The sequence below is a fragment of the Bradyrhizobium sp. STM 3809 genome, from assembly GCF_000239795.1.
In the GTDB taxonomy this organism is placed as follows: Bacteria; Pseudomonadota; Alphaproteobacteria; order Rhizobiales; family Xanthobacteraceae; genus Bradyrhizobium.
This window is the reverse complement of sequence record NZ_CAFJ01000564.1, coordinates 1-15,906: the sequence shown is the minus strand read 5'-3', so window position 1 is coordinate 15,906 and position 15,906 is coordinate 1. Positions and strand designations below refer to the sequence as shown.

At 66.2% G+C, this 15,906-nt stretch carries 17 protein-coding genes; 10 read left to right on the top strand and 7 right to left on the bottom strand.

Annotation, left to right across the window (positions count from 1 at the left end; translation table 11 throughout):
• From serS to surE, 3 genes are all read left to right on the top strand, one after another.
• The coding region (serS, locus tag BRAS3809_RS25720; RefSeq protein ID WP_035658570.1) for a serine--tRNA ligase at positions 1-979 on the top strand (979 nt) is incomplete at its 5' end.
• A 101-nt stretch (positions 980-1,080) separates the two neighbouring features.
• The gene (locus BRAS3809_RS25715; RefSeq protein ID WP_008964947.1) at positions 1,081-1,440 is read left to right on the top strand and encodes a hypothetical protein; all 360 of its coding nucleotides are present in this window, start codon (positions 1,081-1,083) and stop codon (positions 1,438-1,440) included.
• 86 nt (positions 1,441-1,526) lie between these two features.
• Positions 1,527-2,294, top strand: a complete 768-nt coding sequence (gene surE / locus BRAS3809_RS25710) for a 5'/3'-nucleotidase SurE (protein WP_008964946.1) — start codon at positions 1,527-1,529, stop codon at positions 2,292-2,294.
• Between the two features lie 9 nt (positions 2,295-2,303).
• Here the strand turns inward: surE and BRAS3809_RS25705 are convergent, their stop codons facing one another.
• Complete coding sequence (locus BRAS3809_RS25705; protein WP_008964945.1) at positions 2,304-2,687, bottom strand: response regulator; 384 nt, start codon at positions 2,685-2,687, stop codon at positions 2,304-2,306.
• 288 nt (positions 2,688-2,975) lie between these two features.
• Here BRAS3809_RS25705 and BRAS3809_RS25700 point away from each other — a divergent pair, with 288 nt between their 5' ends.
• The gene (locus BRAS3809_RS25700; RefSeq protein WP_170323327.1) at positions 2,976-3,623 is read left to right on the top strand and encodes a protein-L-isoaspartate(D-aspartate) O-methyltransferase; all 648 of its coding nucleotides are present in this window, start codon (positions 2,976-2,978) and stop codon (positions 3,621-3,623) included.
• Positions 3,624-3,730: 107 nt separating this feature from the next.
• Complete coding sequence (locus tag BRAS3809_RS25695; protein ID WP_008964943.1) at positions 3,731-5,182, top strand: LysM peptidoglycan-binding domain-containing M23 family metallopeptidase; 1,452 nt, start codon at positions 3,731-3,733, stop codon at positions 5,180-5,182.
• Positions 5,183-5,455: 273 nt separating this feature from the next.
• Here the strand turns inward: BRAS3809_RS25695 and BRAS3809_RS25690 are convergent, their stop codons facing one another.
• Positions 5,456-6,460, bottom strand: a complete 1,005-nt coding sequence (locus BRAS3809_RS25690) for an ATP-binding protein (RefSeq protein WP_008964942.1) — start codon at positions 6,458-6,460, stop codon at positions 5,456-5,458.
• Positions 6,461-6,664: 204 nt separating this feature from the next.
• Here BRAS3809_RS25690 and yajC point away from each other — a divergent pair, with 204 nt between their 5' ends.
• The 5 genes from yajC (at position 6,665) to BRAS3809_RS25665 (ending at position 11,035) form a co-directional block, all read left to right on the top strand.
• Positions 6,665-7,024 (top strand): preprotein translocase subunit YajC, encoded by a 360-nt coding sequence (gene yajC, locus BRAS3809_RS25685; RefSeq protein ID WP_008964940.1) that lies wholly within the window; start codon positions 6,665-6,667, stop codon positions 7,022-7,024.
• 82 nt (positions 7,025-7,106) lie between these two features.
• Positions 7,107-8,708 (top strand): protein translocase subunit SecD, encoded by a 1,602-nt coding sequence (secD, locus tag BRAS3809_RS25680; RefSeq protein ID WP_008964939.1) that lies wholly within the window; start codon positions 7,107-7,109, stop codon positions 8,706-8,708.
• Between the two features lie 8 nt (positions 8,709-8,716).
• The gene (gene secF / locus BRAS3809_RS25675) at positions 8,717-9,736 is read left to right on the top strand and encodes a protein translocase subunit SecF (RefSeq protein WP_008964938.1); all 1,020 of its coding nucleotides are present in this window, start codon (positions 8,717-8,719) and stop codon (positions 9,734-9,736) included.
• Positions 9,737-9,791: 55 nt separating this feature from the next.
• Entirely contained in the window at positions 9,792-10,175 is a 384-nt protein-coding gene (locus tag BRAS3809_RS25670; protein WP_008964937.1) for an Mth938-like domain-containing protein, read from the top strand.
• The gene (locus BRAS3809_RS25665; RefSeq protein WP_008964936.1) at positions 10,172-11,035 is read left to right on the top strand and encodes a phytoene/squalene synthase family protein; all 864 of its coding nucleotides are present in this window, start codon (positions 10,172-10,174) and stop codon (positions 11,033-11,035) included. The genes BRAS3809_RS25670 and BRAS3809_RS25665 overlap by 4 nt, the downstream gene beginning before the upstream one ends.
• Before the next feature lie 13 nt (positions 11,036-11,048).
• Here the strand turns inward: BRAS3809_RS25665 and BRAS3809_RS25660 are convergent, their stop codons facing one another.
• The 5 genes from BRAS3809_RS25660 to BRAS3809_RS35170 all read right to left on the bottom strand — a co-directional run bounded on the left by BRAS3809_RS25660 (position 11,049) and on the right by BRAS3809_RS35170 (position 15,794).
• Positions 11,049-11,741 (bottom strand): TauD/TfdA dioxygenase family protein, encoded by a 693-nt coding sequence (locus tag BRAS3809_RS25660; RefSeq protein WP_008964935.1) that lies wholly within the window; start codon positions 11,739-11,741, stop codon positions 11,049-11,051.
• Between the two features lie 241 nt (positions 11,742-11,982).
• The gene (locus BRAS3809_RS25655; protein WP_008964934.1) at positions 11,983-12,873 is read right to left on the bottom strand and encodes a TauD/TfdA dioxygenase family protein; all 891 of its coding nucleotides are present in this window, start codon (positions 12,871-12,873) and stop codon (positions 11,983-11,985) included.
• 71 nt (positions 12,874-12,944) lie between these two features.
• The gene (locus tag BRAS3809_RS25650; protein ID WP_008964933.1) at positions 12,945-14,045 is read right to left on the bottom strand and encodes a serine/threonine protein kinase; all 1,101 of its coding nucleotides are present in this window, start codon (positions 14,043-14,045) and stop codon (positions 12,945-12,947) included.
• 7 nt (positions 14,046-14,052) lie between these two features.
• Positions 14,053-15,486: a methylenetetrahydrofolate--tRNA-(uracil(54)-C(5))-methyltransferase (FADH(2)-oxidizing) TrmFO gene (gene trmFO, locus BRAS3809_RS25645; protein ID WP_008964932.1), complete on the bottom strand. Its 1,434-nt coding sequence runs from the start codon at positions 15,484-15,486 to the stop codon at positions 14,053-14,055.
• Between the two features lie 155 nt (positions 15,487-15,641).
• Positions 15,642-15,794: a DUF1127 domain-containing protein gene (locus BRAS3809_RS35170; RefSeq protein ID WP_083839170.1), complete on the bottom strand. Its 153-nt coding sequence runs from the start codon at positions 15,792-15,794 to the stop codon at positions 15,642-15,644.
• Positions 15,795-15,906 lie beyond the last annotated feature (112 nt).

The window sequence follows — 15,906 nt, the reverse complement described above, 5'->3', positions numbered from 1 at the left end:
GGACGAGCACGACAATGTCGAGCGTCATGTGTTCGGCGCCCGGCGCAACTACGCCTTTGCGCCCAAGCCGCATGACGACATCGGTGCGGCCCTCGGCATGGATTTCGAATCGGCAGCCAAGCTGTCCGGCGCGCGCTTTGTCGTGCTGAGAAAGGGGCTGGCGCGGCTCGAGCGCGCGATCGGGCAGTTCATGCTCGACCTGCACACCACCGAGCATGGCTACACGGAGGTCAATCCGCCGCTGTTGGTGCGCAACGACGTCATGTTCGGCACCGGGCAGTTGCCGAAATTCGAGGACGATCAGTTCTGGGCGGTGAGGGGCGAACTGCTCATCGCGCCCGACGAGCGTCTCAAGACCGAGCGGCTCGGCCTGATCCCGACCGCGGAGGTCGCGCTCACCAACCTCGTGCGCGAATCGATCGTCGACGAGAAGGAGCTGCCGATGCGGCTCACGGCGCTGACGCCGTGTTTCCGTGCCGAGGCGGGCGCTGCGGGGCGCGACACCCGCGGCATGATCCGGCAGCATCAGTTCACCAAGGTGGAGCTGGTCTCGATCACGACGCCGGAGACGAGCAAGGACGAGCACGAGCGGATGCTGGCCTGCGCCGAGGAGGTGCTGCGCCGGCTCGACCTGCATTATCGCGTCATCACGCTGTGCACCGGCGACATGGGGTTCTCGTCGCAGAAGACCTACGATATCGAGGTCTGGATGCCCGGGCAGGGCGATGGCGGCGCCTTCCGCGAGATCTCCAGCTGCTCGGTCTGCGGCGACTTCCAGGCCCGCCGCATGGATGCGCGCTACCGCGCCAGCGACGGCAAGCCGCGCTTCGTGCACACATTGAACGGCTCGGGCACGGCGGTCGGCCGCGCGCTGATCGCGGTCATGGAAACCTATCAGCAGGCGGACGGCTCGATTGCCGTACCGGATGTGCTCCAGCCGTACATGGGTGGCCTGAAGGTCGTTGCCGCCAAGTCATAGCGGCGCGGTAAATTGCATCGAGGCCGGTCGCCGCAATTGCGCCGCGACTGGCGGATCGTATCCTCCGGTTCCGCCAGCAAGCGCGTTTCAGAACCGGCATCATGGCCCTGCATCGGGATATCTTCTGGATCGGACGGCAATGGGCCGTGACCGGCTCCGGCATCCAGGCCGTCGACCAGCGCCTCAAGGGGGCCTTCGACGTCGATCGCGCAGCGGTGTGGAATGAAGACCTGTTCGATGCCCTGCGCGGCCAGGCCTGGTTCAATGGAGCCGATTTCGAGAAAGCCCTGACTGTCGCCCGGACCAGGTTTCCCGCCCCGCCGCCGCGCGCCGTGCCCGAAGCATCGCCGCCGATCTCCCCGCAAGCCTCGGACGCATCGGCGCCTGCGGCCGTGTCGCGGCAACTGGAGACCCAGGGCAAGCTCGCGCGGTTCCTGCCGCAGTGGCGCATCCGGCCATAAACGGTTGAGCCGGCCAAGTTTGCCTCGATGCTGCGCAGCAGATAAGACACCCCGGCAATCGACCTGAACGGGATGGAAGGCTGGCCATGCGGATTCTCTGCACCAATGACGACGGGATCCATGCCCCGGGCCTCAAGGTCATCGAGGAGATCGCGCGCGCTCTGTCCGACGACGTGTGGATCGTGGCGCCGGAGCTCGATCAGTCCGGCGTGTCGCACTCGCTGTCGCTCAACGACCCCTTGCGGCTACGCGAGGTCGGCCCACGGCATTTCGCGGTGCGCGGCACACCGACCGATTGCGTGATCATGGGCGCGCGACACATTCTCGGCGCGAAGCTTCCGGATCTGGTGCTTTCCGGGGTGAACAAGGGCCGCAACGTCGCCGAGGACGTCGTGTATTCCGGTACCATCGCCGGCGCCCTGGAAGGCACCATCCTCGGGCTGCCGTCGTTTGCGCTGTCGCAGGAGTTCTCAATCGCGACCCGCGACAAGCCATCCTGGGACACGGCGCTCAAATTCGGCCCGCAGATCGTGCGCAAGGTGCTCGACGCCGGCGTGCCGAAGAACACCGTCATCAACGTCAACTTCCCGTCCTGCGCTCCGGATCAGGTCCGGGGCATCGTGGTGACGCGCCAGGGCAAACGCAATCTCGGCTTCCTGAAGGTCGACGAGCGCCGCGACGGGCGCGGCAATCCGTATTTCTGGATCGGCTTCGACCGCGCTGCGGCGCTCGATGTGCCCGAGGAGGGAACGGATCTGGCAGCCCTGGCGGCACATTACGTGTCGGTGACGCCGCTGCGCCTCGATCGCACCGACGAGGCGTTCTCCGGGAAGCTCGGTGAAATCCTGGGTTGAGCCGTCCGCTTATTGCTGCGGCTCGGCACCGCGCAGCGCATATTCGAGCGCCCGCCCGAGCGTCTCGAGCTGGAACGGCTTCTGCAGGGCGGGCCGGTCGCGGTACTCCTCGGGCAATCCCGAGGAGCCGTAGCCGGTGGCGAAGATGAAAGGCCGGCTGCGCGCCTTGATGAGATCGGCCACCGGCGAGATGACCTTACCGTTGACGTTGACGTCGAGGATCGCGACATCGAAGTAGGTGCTCTCGGCGAGCTTCATGGCCTCGCCGATCTCGCCGGCCTCGGCGGCGACGGTGTAGCCGAGCTCTTCGAGCATGTCGGCCACCATCATCCTGATCATGACTTCGTCTTCAACCAGAAACACAGAGCCGCGCGGCGGCCGCGGTGCAGTCATGATGTCAGTCCTTGCCCGTACTCGAAATTGACGGTCGCAAATAACGGCTTATCGCGCAACGTCAACAACGTCGACTTGGCATGCCGTAACCCTGCGGCGTGGGCAAAACCGCCCCGAAGGTGAACGAATTCGAGCGACCTTGGTTCCTCGCCCGGAACGGTTTTCGAAAGGCAGAGACTTCGGCACCCTGATCCGACGTCACCGTACTTGCCGCAGGTGCCCATGAAAACCGATGCGCAACGGCAGGGCGCCGTCTAGATTGGCTTTACACCAACGACCGACATCGCGATGCCCCCGACCGCTCCACCCGAAAAGATGATGTTTCAGCTGACACTGCGTCGGCGGGGGATCAGCGACCAGGCGGTGCTGCGCGCGATGGAGGAGGTGCCGCGGGAGGAATTCGTCCTGCCGGGGGACCGCGCCGACGCCTATCGCGACAGCGCGATGGCAATCGCCTGCGGCCAGACCATCAGCCAGCCTTTCGTCGTGGCCTACATGACGGAGCAGCTCAAGCTGCAGAAGAGCCATCGCGTGCTCGAGATCGGCACCGGCTCGGGCTACCAGGCGGCGGTCCTGTCGCGACTGGCCGACCACGTCCTGACGGTCGAGCGTTTCCGCACCCTCGCCGATACGGCGAGGGAGCGGCTGGAGAAGCTGAACTGCTTCAACGTCGAGGTGATGCTGGGCGATGGCTACGCGCTGCCGCCCGGGGCCGGCCAGTTCGACCGCATCATCGTGACCGCGGCGATGGACGAGATCCCGCAGAGCCTGCTCGACCGGCTCGAGCCGGACGGTATCCTGATCGCGCCGGTCGGGCCTCATCACGGCGTCCAGAGGCTCGTCCGGGTGATCAGGACGGGCGATCGTGTCGAGCGCAAGGAACTCGTCGACGTCCGTTTTGTGCCGGCAATTCCGGGGATTGCACGCGAACTCTGAAGCTGCGGATCAGCAGGTCCCACAACGCTTTATTCGCGGCTTAAGCGCTTATTTACCGCGGCTGTGTTTACTCGAATTCGTTGTTTGTTGCGTACGAGTGAGTAACCATGCCCACGACCGTCGAGTTGCTTCGCTCGCGCCGCCTGCCGCAAGTCGCGGCGCTGGCGCTGATGTCGTTCGGCGTCGCCGGCTGCAGCGCCGATATGTCGACGCGGCTGTCGCAGACGCAAAATCCATTCTCCAATCCCTTTGCTTCGGACTCGACCGGCTCGGTTCAGGCGCAGCCGCCGCGCCAACAGCAGTACAGCCAGCCCTATACCCCGCCGGCTCCGGCTCCGGCCTATTCATCATCCGCGCTGCCGCCGCCTGCGGTCGGGGCGCCGCAATCCTATCCGTCCGGCGGGGGTGCCGGCGTGTCCGGTGGCGGACGCGGCGTCGCCTCCTACGCGCCACCCGCATCGGTCCCGGCGCCACAAGCCTATGCGCCGCCGGCAACCCATGCCTATGCAGCGCCGGCACAGCCGCAGCTCGAGACCACCGGCGCCGTCGCGCCGCGCTCGGTCGCCGCGGCGCGTCCGGCGGGTGGCACCAAGATCATCGTCGGCACCAGCGACACGCTCGATGTGCTGGCCAAGCGCTATCGCGTGACCCCGGCCGAGATCCTGGCCGCCAACGGCTACAAGGGGCCGCGCGCGCTGTCGCCGGGCCAGCAGCTGATCATTCCGCATCCGGGCGCCGTCGCGGCAGCCCCGGCGGCGCAGCCGGTCGCAACGCCGGTTGCTGCAGCGGCTCCCATGGTCGCGCCGAAGCCGGTTGCCATGGCAGCCCCCGCTGCGCCGTCCACCGTCCACTTCGTCAATCGCGGCGACACGCTGGCCGGCATCGCACGTCAGAATCACGTGTCGACGGCCGAACTCGCGCGCGCCAACAATCTCGATCAGGCGTCACCTCTGAAGCTCGGTGCCAGGCTGACCGTCCCTGGCAAGGCTGCAGCGGTTGCTGCGCCCGTGGCACCGGTCGCAGCCGTTCCCCAGGCGGTTGCGACCGTGCCCGCGCCGGCCCCGACGACGCGTGTGGCGACGGCTGCCGGTCCGGTGCAGAGCGCGCGTCTCGCCCAGGCCAATCCGGCGCCCGAGAAGGAGGAGGAGCCGGCGCGTCCGGCCGAGACCACCAGCTCGCTGCCGACCTTCCGCTGGCCGGCGCGCGGCAAGGTGATCACGAGCTACGGCGCCAAGACCAACGGCAAGGCCAATGACGGCATCAACATCGCGGTGCCCGAGGGCACGCCGGTGAAGGCCGCCGAGGATGGCGTGGTCGCTTACGCCGGCAATGAATTGAAGGGCTATGGCAATCTGGTCCTGGTGCGGCATTCCAACGGCTATGTCACCGCCTATGCCCATGCGAGCGAGCTGATGGTGAAGCGCGGAGATCCGATCAAGCGTGGCCAGGTCATTGCCAAATCGGGGCAATCGGGAGAAGTCGGATCGCCGCAGCTCCACTTCGAGATCCGCAAGGGATCGTCCCCGGTCGACCCGCTGCAATTCCTGAATGGCGCATAAGACATCGACGCCCTTTGTCCTGAAGTTCGAGGGCTCGCCGATCGGCGAGCCCTTTTTAATTTGGCGCGATGTTGCAGCAAGCGTCATTGCGAGCGCAGTGCGCTCGCAATGACGGAGTTTGACGCGGGCTGATTGCCAGACGCTCGCTGGTCATCGCCCGCAAACCGGGCGATCCAGTAGACACCGGCTCATCGAGGCTCACGACCGCCTCGGCGGACTGGATGCCCCGCCTGCGCGGGGCATGACCGAGGGATGAGGCTGGCGAAGCTCGCCTTACTTCGCGCTCAGCCGCACCCCGAGCCGGCCTGCCAGATCCTGCGTGAACTGCCAGGCGACGCGGCCCGAGCGTGAGCCGCGGGTCGTGGCCCATTCCAGCGCCTCGCGCTCCAACGTCTCGTCGGCCACGGCAATGTTGAAATGGCTGCAATAGCCCCGGACCATCGCCAGATATTCGTCCTGGCTGCAGCGGTGGAAGCCGAGCCACAGGCCGAATCGGTCCGACAGCGAGACCTTCTCCTCGACGGCTTCGCCGGGATTGATCGCGGTCGAGCGCTCGTTCTCGATCATGTCGCGCGCGAGCAGATGGCGGCGGTTGGAGGTCGCGTAGAGGATGACGTTCTCCGGCCGGCCCTCGATGCCGCCCTCGAGCACGGCCTTGAGCGACTTGTAGGACGCGTCGTTGCCGTCGAACGACAGGTCGTCGCAGAACACGATGAAGTGGAACGGCGCGGCGCGCAGGATGTCCATCAGCGCCGGCAGGCTCTCGATGTCCTCGCGATGAATCTCGATCAGCTTGAGCCGGTCGGCTGGCTTGCGCGCGACGTTGATGGTGGCGTGCGCGGCCTTCACCAGCGACGACTTGCCCATGCCGCGCGCGCCCCACAGCAGGGCGTTGTTGGCGGGCAGGCCGTTGGCGAAGCGCTCGGTGTTCTCGATCAGGATGTCGCGCATCCGGTCGATGCCCTTGAGCAGATCGATCTCGACGCGGCTGACGCGCGGCACCGTCGACAGCCGGCCGTCCGGATGCCAGACGAACGCATCGGCCGCGTTCAGATCGAGAGCGGGCGCGGCACGCGCCGTGGTTGCGGCCAGATGCGCAGCGATCGCTTCCAGCGCGCGGGCGATCCGCTCCGGCGCCTCATCGGCCGGGACACTGGAGGGACGTTTTGCCGCGACCTTTGGCGGCTTGTGTACCGCGGCCTTGGGGCCTTTGGCGATCGGCCTGAACACGGTTTTGGCGGGTACGCGGGAGGGGGCTTTGGCTGGTTTTTTCGACATGCTGCAAGTTCCTGAAGGGGCAGCCATATCGGGCCTCGCCGACGGCCGCAAGCGGGGCGAAATCAGGGGGCCGGGCGCCTTGCTATTGGGACCGCGGCCGCTATATTCCGCGCGAAATTCGCAAGAGGCCGGCCCGCGCCGAGATCAGCGTGGTTCGCCGGCTATTTCCGTCTCACCGGGCGCTGGCCCACGAGGATCGACCGCATGCTGATTACCCCTGCCTATGCCCAGGCCGCCGGCGCTGGCGATACCAACAGCATGCTGATGTCGCTGCTGCCGTTCGCGCTGATCTTCGTGATCATGTATTTCCTGATCCTGCGGCCGCAGCAGAAGAAGGTCAAAGAGCACGCCGATCTCGTCAAGAACGTCCGCCGCGGCGACACCATCGTGACCCAGGGCGGCCTGGTCGGCAAGGTCACCAAGGTGGTCGACGACGACCAGGTGGAATTCGAGATCGCCGACGGCGTCCGCGTCCGCCAGATGCGCCAGATGATCACGGGCGTCCGCACCAAGGGCGAGCCGGCCAAGGTTGACGACAAGAAGGACGAGAAGGCGGCGAGCTGATCGCGGCCTGGCCGGCGCAACGCCGGCCCTCGTCTGATGTTTTGATTTCCCGGGCCGAATGCGGCCCTTACGGACAACCTCCATGTTGTATTTCACGCGGTGGAAGGCGCTGGGCATCATCCTCACGGCGCTCATAGTGTGCCTGTGCGCGGTGCCGAACTTCTTCTCCGAAGCGACGGTTAAGACCTGGCCGACCTGGGCGCAGCGGCGGCTGGTGCTCGGCCTCGACCTGCAGGGCGGCTCTTCTCTGCTTCTGGAGGTCGATTCAAACTACATCAAGAAGGAGCGGCTGGATGCCGTGCGTGACGACGTTCGCCGCGTGCTGCGCGACGCCAAGATCGGCTACACCGGATTGACGAGCAAGGGCGACGGCGTCGAGGTCAAGATCACCAAGGATACCGAGGTCGGCACGGCGCTGTCCAAGCTGCGCGATCTCTCGCAGCCGCTCGGCGGGCTGCTGGGCTCCAGCGGACAGCGCAGCCTCGAGGTCAGTGACGCCGGCAACGGCGTGATCCGGCTGACGATCTCACAGGCCGCAATCACCGAGCGCATCCGCCAGACCATCGAGCAGTCGATCCAGATCGTCGAGCGCCGCGTCAACGAGCTCGGCACCGTCGAGCCGGTGATCCAGCGCCAGGGCATCGACCGCATCCTGGTGCAGGTCCCGGGCCTGCAGGATCCGACCCAGCTCAAGAACCTGCTCGGCCGCACCGCGAAGATGGAATTCCGCATGGTCGACACCACGGTGTCGCCCGAGCAGGCCCTGCAGGGGCGGGTGCCGCCGGATTCCGAGGTTCTGCAGAGCGCCTCGCCGCCGAACCAGCCCTATGTCGTGAAGAAGCAGGTGCTGGTCTCCGGCGGGGATCTCTCGGATGCGCAGACCGGCTTCGACCAGCGCACCAACGAGCCGATCGTCACCTTCCGCTTCAACTCGGCCGGCGCCCGCAAGTTCGCGCAGGCCACCACCGAGAATGTCGGCCAGCCCTTCGCCATCGTGCTCGACAACAAGGTGATCTCGGCGCCGGTCATTCGCGAGCCGATCACGGGCGGCTCGGGCCAGATCTCCGGCAATTTCACCGTGCAGTCCGCCAACGAGCTCGCGATCCTGCTGCGCGCCGGCGCGCTGCCGGCCCCGCTCACGGTGATCGAGGAGCGTACCGTCGGTCCCGGACTCGGCGCCGATTCGATCGCCAAGGGCGAGCTCGCCTCCTATGTCGGCTCGATCCTGGTCGTCGTGTTCATGCTGGTGACCTACCGGCTGTTCGGCGTGTTCGCCAACATCGCCGTGGTCGTCAACGTCGCCATGATCTTCGGCCTGCTGTCGCTGTTGAATGCGACGCTGACCCTGCCGGGCATCGCCGGCATCGTGCTGACGGTCGGCATCGCCGTCGACTCCAACGTGCTGATCTATGAGCGTATCCGCGAGGAGCTGCGCGGCGGCCGCAATGCGATCTCGGCGATCGACGCCGGGTTCAAGCGCGCGCTCGCGACCATCATGGACTCGAACATCACCACCTTCATCGCCGCCGCCGTGCTGTTCTACATCGGCACCGGCCCGGTGCGCGGCTTTGCCGTGACGCTGGGCATCGGCATCCTCACCACGGTCTTCACCGCGTTCACGCTGACCCGTCTGATCGTCGCGTGGTGGGTGCGGTGGAAGCGGCCGCAAAGCGTGCCAATCTAGGAGCTATTGTGACACACTGGGTTCTCATCGGGCTTGGCATCCTGATCGCGGTGCTGACGGTGGTCAGCGCGCTCGGCCTGCTGCCGTCGCTGCGCATCGTGCCCGACGACACGCATTTCGACTTCACGCAGTTCCGCCGCATCAGCTTTCCGATCTCCGCGGCGCTGTCGATCCTCGCGATCGTGCTGTTCTTCACCCACGGGCTGAACCTCGGCATCGACTTCCGCGGCGGCACCTTGATCGAGGTGCGCGCCAAGTCGGGTACCGCCGACATCGCCGGAATGCGTGCGACGCTGTCGACGCTCGGCCTCGGCGAGGTGCAGTTGCAGCAGTTCGGCGGCCCGGAGGGGGTCCTGATCCGCGTGGCGGAGCAGCCCGGCGGCGATGCCGCGCAGCAGGAGGCCGCCAACAAGGTGAAGGCGGCGATCGGCGACTCCGTCGAATATCGCCGCGTCGAGGTCGTGGGTCCGCGCGTTTCCGGCGAGTTCCTGGCCGTGGGACTGCTCGGCCTGATGCTCGCGATCGTCTCGATCCTGATCTATCTCTGGTTCCGGTTCGAATGGCAGTTCGCGCTCGGCGCCATGATCGCCAACGTCCACGACATCGTGCTGACGATCGGCTTCATGTCGATCAGCCAGGTCGACTTCGACCTGACCAGCATCGCGGCGCTGCTGACCATTCTCGGCTACTCGCTCAACGACACCGTCGTCATCTACGACCGGATCCGCGAGATGCTGCGCCGGTACAAGAAGATGCCGATGCCGCAGCTGCTCAACGAGTCGATCAATTCGACGCTGTCGCGCTCGATCATCACCCACGTCACCGTGACCCTGGCGCTGCTCGCCCTGCTGTTGTTTGGCGGCCCGGCAATCCATAGCTTCACGGCCGTGATGATGTTCGGCGTCGTGCTGGTGGGCACCTACACCTCGATCTTCATTGCATCTCCAATCCTGATCTATCTCGGCGTGCACGCGATGCGTGCCGAGGCGCAGGACGAAAAGCCGGCGGCGAAGAAGAAAACCCCGTGATTCGAAGGACGCTTGCCTTTGGATCATCCCCAGAGGCAGGAAGTTGATCTCGGACATGGCTACTGCAAACGACACACCGCATTTCCCGCGGTCCGCATCGATCGACGGCTACGGCAAGGGCGGCTTCGCCTTTGCCGGCATGTCGCATCGCGGATCGCTGCTGTGCCTGCCGGATTCGATCTGGGCGTGGGACGTCACGCAGCCGGGCCAGATCGACCGCTATTCGCTGCAGCGCGTGTTCGACGCGGCGAACAGGATCGATACGCTGATCGTCGGCACCGGAAACGAGGTCTGGATTCCCCCGGGCGCGTTGCGAACTGCACTGCGCGGCGTCAGCGTCGTGCTCGATGCGATGCAGACCGGGCCGGCCATCCGCACCTACAATGTCATGATCGGCGAGCGGCGGCGGGTGGCGGCCGCGCTCATCGCGGTGCCATGACCGAGACGAGTGCCTTCAGCGACGCTGCGTTCTGCGCGAGCCTGGTTCGCGAGCATGACTTCGACCGCTATGCCGCGACGCTGTTCGTTGCGCCGGACATCCGGCGCGCGCTGCTGTCGCTGTTTGCCTTCAACGTCGAGATCAGCCGCATCCGCGACCTCGTCTCGCAGCCGCTGCCAGGCGAGGTTCGTCTGCAATGGTGGCACGATGCGCTGAGCGGGCAGGCGCATGGCGGCATCGAGGGCAACCCGGTCGCCGCCGAGCTGCTCTCGACCGTGCAACGCTTCGCGCTGCCGGTCGACCGGCTGACGCGCCTGATCGACGAGCATCAGTTCGACCTCTACAACGACCCGATGCCGACCATGGCCGCTCTGGACGGCTATCTGGGCGACACGCGCGGGACGCTGTTTGCGCTTGCCGCTCGGATCATGGCGCCGCCGTTCGAGGGCGCGGACCACGTCGCGCATCACGCCGGCACTGCGCTCGGTATTCTGCAGGTCATCGCCTCGCTGCCGCGGGACGCCGCGCACCGGCAGCTCTATGTCCCGCTCGACCTGCTCGAGCGGCACGGCGTGCCGCAGGAGGAGGTGTTCGCGGGCAAGACCACGCCGGCGATCCGGGCCATGCTGGCGGAGCTGCGCGCACAGGCCCGGCAGCACCTCGATCACACCCTGCAATTGGCACGTGAGGCGCCGCCTGCGGCGCGACCGGCGCTGCTGCCGCTCGCGCTCGTCCGGCGTGATCTCACACGCGCCGGGCGCGATGCGGGCGACCCGTTCCAGCCGCAGCCGCGGTCGCGCCTCGCGACGCTCTGGACGCTGTGGCGCGCGTCCAGAACGACGAGCTTTCGCGGTCGTTGAAGGGAGAGCCGCGTCAGGCGGTCGGCATCGCGTTCCACAGCGGTGGGCTATGCAGCAGGCGCGGCATGTCCGGCGCCTCGTGCCGGTGGATCGTGCAGCGGGTGTCCCACACGACGAGATCACCGCCGCGGCAGGTGTGAGTCCAGCTGAACTCGGGACGTTCGGCCAGCTGCCAGAGGTCGTCGAGCAGCGCGTCGGATTCGTCCTGCTCGAGGCCGACGACATAGGAATGGCGGCGCTGGCCAAGCGCCAGCATCGAGCGGCCGGTGTCGGCATGCAGGCCGACCAGCGGGTGCACCGGGCCCGCGACGATGGTGCGGCGGCCATCATCGGCGGTGTCGATCGTGCGATGGCGAACCTTGAGATGCGCGACGCGGCTGCGCAGCGCCGGCGACAACGCATCATACGCCGCGTAGAGGCTGCAGAACGACAGGCTGTCGCCGAGCAGGGCGCCGGGCGATGTATAGTGCAGATCGGCATGACCGAAGCGGCGGCTGAACGCGGCGATGTCGCGCTCGCTGAGACGCTGGCCGCGCACGAGCAGGACTTGGTGCTTGAGCAACGCACGCATGAAGGAGGCGAACGCCCAGTCGTCGAAGGACCGCAGGTCGACATTGCAGACCTCGGCACCCAGCGCCTTTCCGGTCGGGAACACCTGGACGAGGCTGCTTTCGGCGCTTCGCGCGACGTTGCTTCTGTGACTCACGTGCGTCGTCTCCCAGTTTCACCAGCGCTGCCAATCAACCACTGTAATTTGTCGGGGTTGTTTCGGCTCGGAGGCAATTCGCGGAAGGATCGCGGCACGATCTGCCGATTGTCGGCACACTCTGTCGCTCTGAGTCAGAAGTTGGACTCTTCAAGGCATTGCGCGGAGAAATATCGAGCAACTTGCGACTCGATCGCAGGCATTCTGCCGCTCGGGCAGGCGCATGCGCCATGCGAACGAATCACTGCGGGCGTTGTGTTCCCTTGATCTGAGTCCGATGCATGATTCGCCGGGCATGATCATCGAACGGATCGCGCCGATGCATGGTGCAGCGATTGTCCCAGATGACGAGATCGCCGACCTTCCAGACATGCTCCCAGGCGAATTCAGGCCGCGCGACATAGGTCCAGAGCGTGTCGAGCAGCGCCTCCGACTCGGCGAGCTCCAGTCCCATCAGGTACGCATTGCGGCGGCGTCCGAGATAGAGCATCTGCCGGCCCGACTCGGGATGCGTGCAGACCAGCGGATGGACCGCGCCGGGCGACGTGCGGGGATCATCGGTCGGCGTCACGCCCTGGCGGACGAAGCCGCCGCTGTTGTAGGTGCCGTCGTGCTTGATCTTGAGATCGGCGATGCGGTGCTTAAGGTCGGATGGCAGCGCATCGTAGACGGCGTACATGCTGCAGAACGAGGTGTTGCCGCCGGCGGGCGGAATCTCCAGCGCATACAGCGCGCTCGCGATCGGCGGCGTGTCGAGATACGACATGTCGGTGTGCCACACGGCTTCGCCAGCGCCGAGGCTGCCGATCGCCTCGCCGTTCACCTTGACGTTCGAGACGATGTAGATCTCGGGCAGGCCTTCGACGAAGCGGCGGCCGTTTTCCTGGATCGGTGCGAAGTCCAGATCGCCGAAGCGGCGGCTGAAAGCGATCAGGTCCTGGTCGGTCAGGCTCTGTCCGCGCACCAGCAGCACGGAATAATCATGGAAGGCGCCGAGCAGCGACGTGAACGCCCGATCGTCGAAATGGCGGAGATCGACGTTGCGGATCTCGGCGCCGAGTTGCGCGCCCGTCGGAACGATCTCGAGCGATGATGGCTGGGAGGCTGGGTGCATGCGGGTCTCAACGTTCATGGCCAAATCCTCCCGACCGATGATGATGGGCGCCGCAGACTAGCGCGGGCGGTCTTTGAAGTCTCGTACTCTCACGCCGATGGCAGCTTCAGATCCGCCTCGAAATTGAACCGGTCGCGCAGGTTCTTTCGTGAATCGAGAATGTCCTTCAGGAAGGCGCGGTCGCTGTCGCTCGTGATCATCGGCTCGATCAGGTCAATCTGGTTCATCGCTACCAGTTGCAAGAGCTCGGTGCGTGGCCGGCCGTTGGCGTCGCGCGGCAGCGCGTGGACGACCTGGATGTGCTCCGGCGGCTTTGGCCCCTTGGCGGAGGCCAGCTCGTTCTGCAATTGAGACTCGAGTGCCGGCTGCTCCGCCTCGACGAAGGCATAGAGACCTACGCCAGTGCGGCGGTCGGCGAAGGCAACGATCGCAGCGTCCCGCACCGACGGGTTCTTGCGGATCAGATCCATCAGCACGGGCGCGTCATTCACTAGACGCCGGCCGCCGCCCTCGCGATCGGTGAAGTTGAAGATGCCGCGGGTGATCGCGCGGTACACCTTCTTGCCGGTCATCAGCCAGATGCGCGCGAACAGCGACTTGCGCGCCAGGATCTTGCGCTCCTTCGCCGTCAGCGCCTCCGGCGCGTAGGTACGCTTGTGCTTGAGGAGGTGGCGCAGATCCTCGTAGGCCGCGATCCGGAACAGCCGGGTGCGGCTTTCGAAGCAGGCGGCGAGCTGGAAGTCGGTGACGTAGCAATGGCCGTCATGGCCGACCAGCCAGTTCTGCTCCTTGGCGAGGTCGTTGTGCGTGATTCCGGCGCGGTGCAGCCGCCGCATCATCCGCTTGGCCGAGCGGAAATAGGCGACATTGCCGTGCGGCTTCGCCAGATGCAGCGCCACGCCATTGATGAAGCCGCGCACCAGCGCGCGGTCACCGGCCCACAAAAGATCGGGGCCGGCATCGAGGCCCTTGGCGCGGGCCAGCGCCTTGCGCTCCCGGGCGAACAGATGCCGCGCCAGCACGAAGGACCACCAGGGCACCTCGTCGAGCCGGCGCAGCACCGCGTCGACCTCGCCGGTGTCGCTCTTGAAGCGGCCGCGCTCGACCGTCGAGAACACGTCGCGCTTGAGCAGCACGCCCTCGCTCCAGCGCGACGCCAGTAAGGCGGTGTCGGTCTTGGGCAAGCTCATCGTACGCTCACGCAGCCGCCGCGACGCGCAGATGCTCGGCGATCCAGCGGTCGAGATCCGCCAGTGCCCGGGCGCTCAACGCCTGCTTCTTGGCCACCGTCTTCTCGTTGCCCTTCAGCCGCGTGCCGTCGGGCTTCTTGGTCGGAGCGACCGCCAGCGGCGGGAACAGGCCGAAATTGATGTTCATCGGCTGGAACGAGCGCGTCGCGCCGTCGATCGTCTCGATGTGGCCGCCGGTGATGTGGCCGAGCAGGGCGCCGAGCGCGGTGGTCGGCGGCGGCGCCGCGAGACTTCCGCCACGCGCCTCAGCGGCGGCGTAGAGGCCGGCGATGAGGCCGATGCTCGCCGACTCCACATAACCCTCGCAGCCCGTCATCTGCCCGGCGAAGCGCAGCCGTGGCTGTGCGCGCAAGCGCAGCTCGTGGTCGAGCAGCTTCGGCGAATTGAGGAAGGTGTTGCGGTGCAGGCCGCCGAGCCGCGCGAATTCCGCATTCTCCAGCCCGGGAATCGTACGGAATATCTGCTGCTGCGGGCCGTATTTCAGCTTCGTCTGGAAGCCGACCATGTTGTAGAGCGTGCCGAGCTTGTTGTCCTGACGCAGCTGCACGATGGCGTAAGGCTTGACGGTCGGATTGTGCGGATTGGTCAGGCCGACCGGCTTCATCGGACCATGCCGCAAGGTCTCGTGGCCGCGCTCCGCCATCACCTCGATCGGCAGGCAGCCGTCGAAATAGGGGGTGTTGGTCTCCCATTCCTTGAAGTCGGTCTTCTCGCCGGCGAGCAGCGCCGCGACGAAGGCGTCGTACTGCTCCCGCGTCATCGGACAGTTGATGTAGTCGGCGCCGGTGCCGCCCGGGCCGACCTTGTCGTAGCGCGATTGGAACCAGGCCTTGGACATGTCGATCGTGTCCTTGTGCACGATCGGCGCGATGGCGTCGAAGAAGGCGAGCGCGGTCTCATCCGTGAGGCCGCGGATCGCGTCGGCGAGCGGCTGCGAGGTGAGGGGGCCGGTGGCAATGACGACGCTGGTCCATTCTGCCGGCGGCAAGCCGGTGACCTCGCCACGGCGGAGCTCGATGCGCGGATGGGCTTCCAGGGCGCTTGCAACGGCCGCTGAAAAACCGTCGCGGTCGACCGCGAGCGCGCCACCGGCCGGGACCTGATTGGCATCAGCGGCCCGCATGATCAGCGAGCCGAGCCGCCGCATCTCGGCATGCAGCAGGCCGACGGCATTGTTGGCGGCATCGTCGGAGCGGAACGAGTTCGAGCAGACGAGCTCGGCCGGCGTCGCCGTCCGGTGGGCTTCGGTCATGCGGTCCGGCCGCATCTCGTGCAGCACCACGTCGATGCCGGCCTCGGCGAGCTGCCAGGCGGCTTCGGAGCCGGCGAGGCCGGCACCGACAACGTGGACGGTACTTGAAGGTGATTTGGTCCCTGTCATCGCGGGACAGGTAGCGCTTTTCCCGACCGGTGCAAATGCGCGAGTGACCGACTGCGCCAGAAACCGCGGGTGTGTGGCAGCGGACGGCCAGCCCAAAAACGGCAACGCCCGCAGCGAGGCGGGCGATGTCCGGTGGATTATCGGAAGCAGGCTGATCAGCCGTTGTAGTTTCCGGCGGCAACGCGCGGAATGTCCGAACGGTCGAGGCCGATGTCGGCGAGCTCGCGATCGCTGAGCTGCGACAGCTCGGCAACGTTGCGCTGATACTCACGGAACGCCTGGACCATGCGGATGAGCGAGAGCAACATGAGAAATCTCCTTTAGTTCGCGATTCAGTTCTTCGTGGGAACCTCATCGTTGAAATGAACATAGAAGAGATTGTTGCGATGCAGAAGCGCTGATGTTGCGATGCAGCTAAAC